Below are 11,027 nucleotides of genomic sequence, written 5' to 3'. Positions count from 1 at the left end.
GCGGACGCGCTGCAGGTTGTTGCCGATCTCGGTCAGCGAGCCTTCGGCGACCTGGGCCAGCGAGATGCCGTCGTTGGCATTGCGGATGGCGACGTCGGTACCGCGGATCTGCGTGCCGAAGCGCTCGGAGATCGCCAGGCCGGCGGCGTCGTCCTTGGCGCTGTTGATGCGCGAACCGGAGGACAGGCGCTGGATGGTGGTAGCCAGCGAGCTGCCGCTGGTGCTCAGGTTACGCTGAGCATTCAACGACATCGTATTGGTGTTGATGACTTGTGCCATGAGGAGAGGTCCTTGAGCGGTTGCACGTGAGTTGGGTCAGACGCCCCCGACGTGCCCCGGGGGCGGCTCATGTCAGCGCTGCAACAGGCTGAGCACGTTCTGCGGTACCTGGTTGGCCTGGGCCAGCATGGCCGTACCGGCCTGCTGCAGGATCTGGGTGCGGGTCAGTTCGGCGGTTTCCTTGGCGAAGTCGGTATCGCGGATGCGGCTGCGCGATGCGGACAGGTTCTCCGAGGAGGTCTGCAGGTTGGCGACCACCGAGGTGAAGCGGTTCTGGATCGCGCCGAGGTCGGCGCGGACGCTGTTGACCGATTCCAGGGCCTTGTCGACGATCGACATCGCCTTCTGTGCGCCTTCGGCGGTGGTGACGTTCAGGTCCTTGACGAAGCTGGCTGCTGCACCGGTCAGGGTGCCGCCGTTGGTGCTGGTCTCGGTCAGGCCCAGGCCGGCGATGGTCGCGGCGGTGACGCCGGCCGGCGGGGTTGCCGCGCTGACGCCCAGGGCGAAGGTCTGGCCATCCTTGACCGAAGCCAGGCTGATGACGCCGGCATTGACCGAGGCCACCACGCCGGTTTCACCCAGCTTGTTGTTGATCGCCGCAGCGGTGGCCGAGGTGATCGACTCGCCGGCCTTCACGGTGAAGTCGCTGATGGTGACCGTGGTGGCGGTGCCGCCCGGCGGGGTGACCGAGACCTGCAGACCGGAGTAGGTGGTGTCGGCCGTGGCCTTGTCCACCGCCAGCGCGGTGCCGGTGTAGCCGTTGGCGAAGGTGGCAGCCCCCAGCGAATCGGCCTTGGCGTTGACCACGCTGTTGATGGCAATGGCCTGGCCGGCGTTGGCGCCCACCTGGAACAGCTGGCTGGTGAAGCTGCCGTCCAGCAGCTTGGTACCGTTGAAGTCGGCCTGCTTGGCCACACGATCGATTTCCGAGACCAGCTGGGTCACTTCCGCCTGTAGGGCCTTGCGGTCGCTGGCCGAGTTGGTGGCGTTGGAGGCCTGCACACCCAGTTCGCGGATGCGCTGCAGGTTGTTGCCGACTTCGTTCAGCGAACCCTCGGCGACCTGGGCCAGCGAGATGCCGTCGTTGGCGTTGCGGATGGCCACGTCCAGACCGCGGATCTGGGTGGTGAAGCGCTCGCTGATGGCCAGGCCGGCCGCGTCGTCCTTCGCGCTGTTGATGCGCAGGCCGGACGAGAGGCGCTGGATGGTGGTAGCGAGCGAGCTGCCGCTGGTGCTCAGGTTGCGCTGAGCGTTGAGCGACATCGTATTGGTGTTGATTACCTGTGCCATGGGGTCGTCTCCTCTTATATGGAACCCGTTGGTGAATGAAACGAAGCGCCGCCTGTTTTTTTGTGTGGCTGTGTGCTTCGCCGTTGCCAAATGAATAACGGCGCTTTGTCAACAACCTTTAGCCGTGAATTCCGCTGAAGCCGGAATTCGTTGCCTGAAGCTGTTTTCCCGGGGTTTTCAGCCCTGTTGCCAGTATGGAAGCGACCCCGGGAGGGGCGGTCGGGCAGGGCCTGACCAGCGCTGATGAAGGTATCGGCGAGGTGCGACCCGGCTTGATGGGCAATCACGGAAAATCGGCCGGAGATGGCCAGAGGGCCGCGTGGCGGCGGGCAGGCGCGCAAACCAAAAAGGCCGCGATGCAGGGCATCGCGGCCTTTCGGGAGTGACTCGGGCGTGGCGTCAGCGCAGCTTGTTGAACAGCGACATCGACTGCATCTGCGAGAAGATCGTCTGCGCCGCCTGCAGTGCGGTGCTCTGCAGCTGGTACTGGCTCAGCGCATCGGCGTAATCCAGGTCGCGCATCTGCGACAGCGTGGTTTTCAGGGTCACGCCATTGGCCTCGCGCATGTCCGCCGCGTTGTCCAGTGCCTTCAGCTGCGCGCCTCCCGCAGCGCGCGAATCGATCATCCGCTCCGAGGCGCGCGCCACGTCGCGCAGTGCGCTCTGCAGCTGATTCTGCTGCGCAGTCATCTGCGCGGTGGTACCGGTGTCGGCACCCAGCGCGGCGACTAGGTTGTCCATGGTGGCGAAGATGTCGCGGCTGCTGGCGGCCTGTACGCTGAAGCTGTCGCCCGCTGCGGGTGCACCCGTGATGCGCAGGCGTACACCGTTCACTTCCAGGTCGTCGCCAGCCTTGTAGGTGCCGGTGCCGGTCACGTTGCCCGCACCATCCACCACCTCGTACTGGGTGCCGGTGGTGAAGCGCACGCTGAAGCCCTGGCCGTTCCAGCTGTCGCTGCCGTCGCGGGTGATGTTGGTCAGCACGCCGTTGCCGGTGTTGCCGGCCGCGGCGCTGCCGTCAACGAAGCCGTCGCCGGTGGGAATACGCATGAAGATCTCGCTGCCGGGCAGGGCGTCGCGCACATAGGTATCGGGGCCGACTTCAACCTGGCGCTGGGTCTGGTCGCCGCGATAGACGACCTTGCCGTTGATCTTGGCAAACGGCGGGTCACCGTCGTTGGTGCCACCGAACACATAGCGGCCGGTACCATCGTCGGCGTTGGCCAGCGAAAGCAGGCCATCGCGGATCTGGTTGACTTCGGTGATCAGCGTCTTCTTGTCCGCCGCGCTCAGCGCCGGATTGCTGGCTTGGATGGTCAGATCATTGACGCGCGCCATCAGGTCGTTGACCTGCGCCAGGGTGTTTTCCTGCACGCCCAGGCGGTTCTGCACATTGCCGGCGTTGAGCTTCATGCGGTCCAGTGCGGCCAGGCTGCGGTCAAGGCCGACTGCAGTGCCGGCGGCAACCGGATCGTCCTTGGCGCTGACGATCTTGCTGCCAGTAGCAATCTGCTGCTCCAGGTGGCTGAGCTTGGCCTGCTTGGCCATCATCAGCGACACCGACTGGTTGAACATCATGCTGGTGGAGATTCGGCTGCTCATCGGCGGACGGCTCCCAGGATGGTCTGGAACATGCTGTCGGCGGTGGAGATCAGCTGCGAGGCGGCCTGGTAGGCCTGCTGCAGGCGCAGCATGTCGGCGGCCTCTTCGTCCAGATTCACGCCGGAGACCTCGTCGCGGGCTTCCTGTGCCTTGTCATTGATCACCAGCTGCGCATCGAGCGAGTACTCGGCCGAGCGGGCGGCGGCGCCGACCTGGGTGGTCAGGCCACCCAGTGCACCGTTCAGTGTCACCGTTCCGGCGTTGAAGGCCTTCGTGCTTTCCACCTTGACCAACCTGGAGGCGTTGCTGTTGTCCGACGAACCAGCCGGGGTCGGGGTGATGTTGAAGGTATCGCCCACCTTCGGCGCACCGTCCAGTACGAAGCTCCAGCCGTTGGCACTGATGGTCTGGCCAGGCGTATAGGTCTGGGGCGGGCCACCGTCGATGGTGTAGGTGGTCGCCGAGGTGAACACGATCGCCGACGGATTGCGCAGGTTCGCGTTGGCCGAATCGGTGACGGTGACGCCGCTCAGTTTGCCGGTACCGGTGTTGGCGGTGGCGGCTGCGCCCTTGACTGCGGCGGCCGCGGCAATGCGCGACGGATCGGTGATGGCCATCTCCAGGCTGCCGGCCACGCCGGCGGTGGGCTGCAGCAGGAAGCGGTCATTGGCCGCCGGGGTGCCGCCGACGACCAGGTTCACGCCGTTGATCACCAGCGGATCGGCGGCGGTGCCGGTACCGGTCAGGGGAATGCTGGCGCCGGTGTCGGCGCGGCTGGCCTTCCAGGTGGTGCCATCGAACTGCAGCACCACGTTCTGCGCGTCCAGTTTGCCCAGGTCGCCATAGGTGGCGCTGAGGCTGGCGGTTCCGGTATTGCTGTTGTTGCCGGTCACGCGCGGGCTGCCGATGTTGAAGAAGTCCCCGCCCATCTGGCCATACAGATCCACACCCTGGTGGTGGACCTGGTTGAAGCTTTCGGCCAGGCCCACCGCCAGCTTGCCCAGTTCGGCCTGCGCAGGCGTCAGCACGGTGTCGCGGAATTCCAGCAGGCCACCGATCTGGCCACCGACCGCCTTCGGGTCGAGACGGATGGTGTTGCCCTGGGTCTCCAGTGCCAACTGCAGGCGCTCGGGCTGGTAAGGATCGGCCACGGTGGTGACCTTGGTGGCCGTGGTACCCACCACCAGCGCGTTGCCGCCGGCAGTGTAGACATTCATGATGCCGCCGTCCTGGATCACCGCGGTGCCACCGGTGTAGCCGATCAGCTGGGTGATCAGCTGATCGCGGCGGTCGAGCAGGTCCGGTGCAGCCGAGGCAATGTTGGTGCCGATGGCACCGTTGATCTGCGCGATCTCCTGCGCAAGGCGGTTGACCTCGGTCGCACCGGCCAGCAGGCCGTTGTTGACCTCGCTGTTGAGATTGTTCAGGTGCGTGTTGAGCTGCACGAATCGGTTGGCCAGCGCCTTGCCACCGTCGAGCATGTTCTGGCGGTCGGCGGTGCCGGCCGCGTTGGACGACAGGCCACTGACCGAGTCGAAGAAGTTCGACCAGACGCCGGCCACGTTGGTGGCAGCATCGGAGAACAGGGCGTTGACCCGGTCGGCCATGCCCGAAAGCTGCTTCAGGCGCGCCAGCTCACCGCTGCTGTCGAGCAGGCGCGAGATCGCCAGCTGGTCGGCCGTGCGACGGATGTCGGTGATGCGGGTGCCGTTGCCGACCGTGCCGTAGCCATAGTTCTGTGGATCGGCGGTGGCGAAGTTGACCTTCTGCCGGCTGTAGCCGGGTGTATTGAGGTTGGCCACGTTGTGGCTGGTGGTCGCCAACGCTCGCTGGAAGGCGAGCAGGGCACCGGTACCGGTGGAAAGTACGCTGGACATGGTGTTCCTCAACGACGGGTGATACCCAGCGCCGCGGTCGCGGTGCTGGCGAAGGTCTGGCCAAGGCGCGAGCCGGCGTCGGCCACGGCGGCTACGGCGCGCTCGATGGTCGGGCCGCCGGCGATCGCAGCGATCTTGGCGGCGTAGCGCGGATCGGTGGCGTAACCGGCGCGCTGGAGGCCACGGGCGAAGCCCTGCACGTCGGTGCCGGCCTGCAGGGCCTGCTGGTAGCGCGGGCTGGTCTTCAGCAGGCGCACGTAGTCGGCAAAGCTCTCGGCCGCTGAACCGTAGGCGCGGAAGCTGGCGGTTTCGTTGCGGCGCACGCCATCGACATATTCATGGGTGCCGGCCGTGGCGCGCTGGCCGTTCCAGCCAGTGGCCTTGATGCCGAACAGGTTGTGCGAGGTGCTGCCATCGGCATGCTTGATGTGGCGCTTGCCCCAGCCGGTCTCCAGCGCGGCCTGCGCGACCAGGGCGCGGGCATCCACGCCCAGTTCCCTGGCCGCGCTCTGTGCGTGCTGCCAGATACTGGCGACGAAGCCCTCCGGGGTATGCTCGCCGAGCTGGGCGACCGCGGTGCGCGTGGCCAGGGCATCGGCCGGGCTCACGGCCGTGCCGCGATTGCTGGCCGTCGCCGTCCACTGGTCGCTGTTGGCGGCCCAGTCCTCGCCCTGCAGGCTGCCGATGTACGGATCCTCGGTGCCCAGCGAGCGGTGCAGGCCGCTGCTCTCACGGCCGGCGATCAGGTCCAGTGCCTGCTCCATCGGTGCCAGCGCGGCCTGCGCACCGTGCTGCGCGCCTGCGGCCATCTGCTGCAGCATGCGCACGGCCTGGCTGCCATCTTCCAGGGGCAGCGACGGTGCCGGCCTGGCCGGCGCGTTGAGCTGGTAAGCGCGGCTGGCCTTGGCCGGATCCACGCGGGTATCCAGTGCCGGACCTTCGGCGGCCTGGCCGGACAGCTGGCGGGTGATCATGCCGGACAGGCCCAGGCCCTTGCCGCGGGTCATCGCCTCGGCAATCTTCTGGTCGTACATGTCGCGGAACATCTTGTTCTCGCCGGGAAACAGCGAGTCGCCGAAGCTGGCATCGCGCATGCTCTTGACCAGCATCTGTGCGAACTGGCCTTCCAGCTGGCGAGCGACCTTGTCGATCTTCGCCGGATCGTTCTGCTGCGCCGGGTGCAGGTCGAATGCGGGATTGATGCGCATGTCAGATCACCTCAAGCTCGGCACTCAGTGCGCCGGCCTGCTTCAGGGCTTCCAGGATCGCGATCAGGTCGCCCGGTGCCGCGCCTACGGCGTTCACCGCATGCACGATCTCGTCCAGGGTGGTGCCGCCGCTGAACTTGAACATGCGGCTGCCGTCGTTGGTGGCGGTGATGGTGGACTGCGGGCTGGCAACGGTACGGCCGCCCGACAGCGCATTGGGCTGGCTGACGTTGGTGTTTTCCTGGATGGTCACGGTCAGCGAACCATGCGATATCGCGGCCGGCCCCACGCGCACCTGCTGGCCGATGACCACGGTGCCGGTGCGTGAATTGACCACCACCTTGGCCGGGGCGCTGCCCGGGGTCAGTTCCAGGTTCTCGATGCGCGCCAGCAGGCCGATGCGTGCGCCCGGATCGGTCGGTGCGGTGACGGCGACGGTCACGCCATCGATCGCGCGCGCCGCGCCTTCGCCGAATGCGTTGTTCAGCGCGGCGACCATGCGCGAGACCGTGGTGAAATCGTTGTTGTGCAGGTTCAGGGTGATGTCGCCGCCGTTGGCCAGCGGATCGGGCAGGGCACGCTCCACGGTGGCGCCGTTGGGAATACGGCCGACGCTGGGCACGTTCACCGAGACACGGGAGCCGTCCTTGCCCTGCGCGCCAAAGCCACCCACGATCAGATTGCCCTGGGCGATGGCATAGATCTGGCCATCGGCGCCGCGCAGCGGGGCCATCAGCAGCGAGCCGCCGCGCAGCGACACCGCGTTGCCGATCGAAGACACCGTGATGTCGATCGGCTGGCCCGGCTTGGCGAACGGCGGCAGTTCGGCGTGGATCGCCACGGCGGCCACGTTCTTCAGCTGCGGATTGACGTTCGGCGGCACGTTCACGCCCAGCTCGCCAAGCAGGTTTTTCAGGCTCTGCACTGTAAAGGGTGCCTGGCTGGTACGGTCGCCGCTGCCATCCAGGCCGACCACCAGGCCATAGCCCACCAGCGCATTGCCGCGCACGCCGCCGACCTGGGCCAGGTCCTTGATGCGCTCGGCGCTGGCAGGCGCAGCCATTGCCAGCAGAAGGAAGAATGATCCGTAGAGCGACGCCATGCGTCGCTGCCACGTAGAAGAGAAGAGAGCTTTCATGGCCATACTCAGAACGGCGTCAGGCCGGAATTGAAGAAGCGGCTCAGCCAGCCCATCGCGTTGGACTGCGCGACCGGGCCGCGGCCGCCGTAGACGATGCGGGCCTCGGCCACGCGGCTGGACGGAATGGTGTTGTCCTGGCTGATGTCGCCCGGGCGCACGATGCCCTGCACCTGCACCAGTTCATCGCCCTGGTTCAGCCGCAGGTTCTTCTGCCCCTGCACCACCAGGTTGCCGTTGGGCAGGCGCTGGATCACCGTGACCGTGACGCTGCCCTGCAGGCGGTTGCTCTGCGCGCTGTTGCCCTTGCCGGTGAAGTCACGCGCGCCCTTGGCCGTCGCACTGAGGATGTCCTTGCCGCCCAGGGTGACCGGCGCACCAAGGATGGACGGCGTGCCCAGGCTCAGGTTGGATTCCTTGTTGGTGGCTGTGTTGGCGCTGGTCTGCGCGGTGGTGTTTTCCAGCAGGGTGATCGTCAGCAGGTCGCCGACATCGCGTGCGCGGCGGTCCGAATACAGCTGCAGGGTCGGGCCAGCGGCGTAGATCGCACCGGCGGTGGGCGCGGCCTGCGGCGGCATGATCGGCTGGATCGGTGCCATCGCCGGATAGGGGCGCACGTCGCCCGCGATCACGCAGCCACCGAGCAGGGCGACCACGGTGCAGGCGAGGGCAGTACGGGCGAGGTTGGAAATGGGCGACATGGCGGTTTCCCGGTTGGGCCGGTCAGATCTTGTTGTTGAGATAGCCGAGCATCGAGTCGGTGGTGGAGATCGCCTTGGCATTCATTTCGTAGGCGCGCTGGGTTTCGATCATCGACACCAGCTCTTCCACCACATTGACGTTGCTGCCTTCCAGCGCACCCTGCACCACGGTGCCGAGGCCGTTCAGGCCGGGATTGCCGTTCTGTGCCGGGCCCGAGGCCGTGGTCTCCAGGAACAGGTTCTCGCCACGCGCCTGCAGGCCGGCCGGATTGACGAAGTCGGTCAGGGTCAGCGCACCGACTTCCACCGAGGCGGCGTTGTCGGCCATCTTCACGCTGATGGTGCCGTCGCTGCCGATGGTGACCGACTGCGCGCCCTCGGGAATCTGGATGCCCGGCTGCACCGGGTAGCCGCTGTTGGTAACCAGCTCGCTGTCCTGGTTGATCTTGAACGAGCCATCACGGGTGTAGGCCGAGCTGCCGTCGGGCATCTGCACTTCGAAGAAGCCGCGTCCGTTGACCATCACGTCCAGTGCGCGGCCGGTCTGCTGCTGGCCACCCTGCTCGAAGTTCTTGGCGGTGGCGACCACGCGCACGCCGGTACCCAGCTGCAGGCCGGTCGGCAGCTGCGTCTGCGCCGACGAAGAGCCGCCCGGCTGGCGCACCTGCTGGTACAGCAGGTCCTCGAAGCTGGCGCGGTCCTGCTTGAAGCCGGTGGTGTTGGTGTTGGCGAGGTTGTTGGAAACCACCGACATGCGCATCTGCTGCGCATCCAGTCCGGTTTTCGCGATCCACAATGCCTGGTTCATCTTCGGAGTCCTGTCTGGGTGAAGCCGGCCGCGCAATGCGGCCCTTGGTAGCGGGTGTGCAAGCGGTGTGCCAGCGCCGCGCCCGGGCGGCGCCGGAAATCCGTCAGCTGCCCAGGCGGAGCAGGCTGTTGGCGCTGCGCGCGTTGTCGTCGCCGTGCTTGATCACCTGAACCTGCATTTCGTACTGGCGCTGCAGCTGGATCATCTGCACCAGCGCACCGGCGGCATCGACGTTGCTGCCCTCCAGTTGCCCGCTGTGCACGGCAGTGCCCTGTGCCGGTGCGAACGGCTGGCGCGGGTCGGTGTTGCGGAACAGGCCATCCAGGCCGCGCTCGAGGCGCTCGTCCGGCGCCTGCACCACCTTGATCCGGCCGATCTGCGCCATCGTCTGCGGGCCTTCGCCCTGCGGGATGATCGAGATCGTGCCGTCGGCGCCGATCTCCATCGCCTGGTAGGGCGGAATGGCGATCGGGTTGTTGTTGTCATCCAGCACCGTGCGGCCGCCAGAGGTCACCAGCTGGCCGTTCGGCGTCACCGACAGGGCTGCGCCACGCGTATACGCTTCGCTGCCATCGCTCGCCTGCACCGCCAGCCAGGTGCCGCTCTGCAGTGCAAGGTCCAGCGGTTTGCCGGTGATGTGCTGCGCGCCGGGCCGGCGGTTGAAGCCGGCGTCGACGTGCAGCGCATCCACCCGCGAGGCAAAGCCCGGACCCTTGATCGGGAAGGCTTCGGTGTTGGCCAGCGCTTCCTTGAAGCCAGGAGTGTCCGAGTTGGCGAGGTTGTGGCTGAGCGTTCCCTGCGCCTGCAGGGAGGCGCGGGCACCGGTCATCGCCACGTAAAGGGCTTTATCCATGGGGGGAGTTCCGTGACAGGGTCAGCAGCTCATCAACGGATGTTGATGACGGTCTGGGTGATCTGGTCCTGCGTGGTGATCATCTGCGCGTTGGCCTGGAAGTTGCGCTGCGCGGTGATCATGTTGACCAGCTGCTCGGTGAGATCGACGGTGGACGCTTCCAGCGAGCCGGCCTGGATCTTGCCGAGATTGGAGGTGTCCGGCATTCCGGTGCGCGGCGTGCCTGACTCGAAGGTCTCCACCCACAGGTTGTTGCCCTTCGATTCCAGTCCCTGGGTGTTGTTGAAGGTGGTCAGTGCGACCTGGCCCAGCGGCTTGTCGTCGCCGTTGGAGTAGCGCGCATAGACCACGCCCGACTCGGACACAGTGATCTCGTTGAGCTTGCCGGCGGCATAGCCGTCCTGCTGGGTGTTGCGCAGGGCGAACTTCTCGCCGTACTGGGTCGAACCGCTGATGTCCAGCGTCATGTTCAGCTGGCCAGCGCCCGTGGTCGGGGTGAAGGTGCCGAGGCCAACCTTGCCGTTGGCCGGGGCGGTCAGCTTGCCGCTGTTGTCGAAGGTGACCGCGGTCGGGGTGCCAGCGGGCTGGCCATCGACATAGTTGTGCACGGTCCATTCGTTGGGGTTGGCGCCCTTCACGAAGTACGAGACCTGGATGTGGCTCACGCCCAGCGAGTCGTACACGGTGATGCCGCCGCTGGAGTGGTTGTAGCTGTTGGAGTCGGTCGGGTCGAACGTGGCCACGGTCGGCTGCTTGGCGTTGGCCGGCAGGGTGAAGCCCACCTTCACTTCGCTGGTCTGCTTCGGCGGGCTGTCGGTGGTCAACAGCTGCAGGTCGACCAGGCGGCCGGCATCGAAGTTGGTGCCATCGGCATTCGGCGCGAACACCTGCAGGCGCGCGCCCTGCGGATTGACCACATAGCCGGCCGAATCGGTCTGGAAGTTGCCGGCACGCGAGTACACACGCGAACCGTTCATGTTCATGGTGAAGAAGCCCTCACCGGAAATGGCCATGTCCAGGCTGCGCCCGGTCTGCTCGTTGTGGCCCTGGATGAACTGCTGGGCGACGTTGGAGACGCGCACGCCCGAGCCGGTCTGGTTCTTCGACAGGCCATAGCTGGTGGAGGCGAACAGATCGGCGAACTCGGCGCGCGACTGCTTGAAGCCGGTGGTGTTGACGTTGGCGACGTTGTTGGCGGTGACGCTCAGGTCGGTGTTGGCAGCATTGATGCCGGACAGCGAGACATTGAAGCCCATGGGATGCTCCTGGTT

The 11,027-nt window shown here is 66.4% G+C and carries 10 protein-coding genes; all 10 read right to left on the bottom strand.

From position 1 onward, the window contains the following. Positions 1 to 279: flagellin N-terminal helical domain-containing protein (locus ACM0O9_RS06280; protein WP_495495880.1), on the bottom strand; the 279-nt coding region annotated here is incomplete at its 3' end. A 72-nt stretch (positions 280 to 351) separates the two neighbouring features. Continuing rightward, positions 352 to 1,569, bottom strand: a complete 1,218-nt coding sequence (locus ACM0O9_RS06275) for a flagellin (RefSeq protein ID WP_005416451.1) — start codon at positions 1,567 to 1,569, stop codon at positions 352 to 354. A gap of 399 nt (positions 1,570 to 1,968) precedes the next feature. Continuing rightward, positions 1,969 to 3,171: a flagellar hook-associated protein FlgL gene (flgL, locus tag ACM0O9_RS06270; protein WP_005416452.1), complete on the bottom strand. Its 1,203-nt coding sequence runs from the start codon at positions 3,169 to 3,171 to the stop codon at positions 1,969 to 1,971. Continuing rightward, positions 3,168 to 5,048 carry a flagellar hook-associated protein FlgK gene (flgK, locus tag ACM0O9_RS06265; RefSeq protein ID WP_139727062.1) on the bottom strand — a complete coding sequence of 627 codons (1,881 nt, stop codon included), beginning with the start codon at positions 5,046 to 5,048 and terminating at the stop codon, positions 3,168 to 3,170. The genes flgL and flgK overlap by 4 nt, the downstream gene beginning before the upstream one ends. A gap of 8 nt (positions 5,049 to 5,056) precedes the next feature. After that, a complete protein-coding gene (gene flgJ / locus ACM0O9_RS06260; RefSeq protein WP_005416454.1) occupies positions 5,057 to 6,256 on the bottom strand; it encodes a flagellar assembly peptidoglycan hydrolase FlgJ in 1,200 nt (399 codons plus the stop codon). Between the two features lies 1 nt (position 6,257). Next, positions 6,258 to 7,400 (bottom strand): flagellar basal body P-ring protein FlgI, encoded by a 1,143-nt coding sequence (locus tag ACM0O9_RS06255; RefSeq protein ID WP_032954158.1) that lies wholly within the window; start codon positions 7,398 to 7,400, stop codon positions 6,258 to 6,260. A 2-nt stretch (positions 7,401 to 7,402) separates the two neighbouring features. Continuing rightward, positions 7,403 to 8,095: a flagellar basal body L-ring protein FlgH gene (gene flgH / locus ACM0O9_RS06250; protein WP_005416456.1), complete on the bottom strand. Its 693-nt coding sequence runs from the start codon at positions 8,093 to 8,095 to the stop codon at positions 7,403 to 7,405. A gap of 22 nt (positions 8,096 to 8,117) precedes the next feature. Then, positions 8,118 to 8,903 (bottom strand): flagellar basal-body rod protein FlgG, encoded by a 786-nt coding sequence (gene flgG, locus ACM0O9_RS06245; protein ID WP_005416457.1) that lies wholly within the window; start codon positions 8,901 to 8,903, stop codon positions 8,118 to 8,120. Positions 8,904 to 9,006: 103 nt separating this feature from the next. Next, a complete protein-coding gene (locus ACM0O9_RS06240) occupies positions 9,007 to 9,756 on the bottom strand; it encodes a flagellar basal body rod protein FlgF (protein ID WP_049412405.1) in 750 nt (249 codons plus the stop codon). Positions 9,757 to 9,788: 32 nt separating this feature from the next. Next, complete coding sequence (flgE, locus tag ACM0O9_RS06235; RefSeq protein WP_005416459.1) at positions 9,789 to 11,012, bottom strand: flagellar hook protein FlgE; 1,224 nt, start codon at positions 11,010 to 11,012, stop codon at positions 9,789 to 9,791. Between the last annotated feature and the right edge of the window lie 15 nt (positions 11,013 to 11,027).

The sequence above is a fragment of the Stenotrophomonas sp. FR012 genome (assembly GCF_047520565.2).
GTDB classification, from domain to species: Bacteria; Pseudomonadota; Gammaproteobacteria; order Xanthomonadales; family Xanthomonadaceae; genus Stenotrophomonas; species Stenotrophomonas sepilia.
The sequence above is the reverse complement of the archived record's forward strand: the minus strand, read 5'-3'. Positions and strand labels throughout refer to the sequence as shown.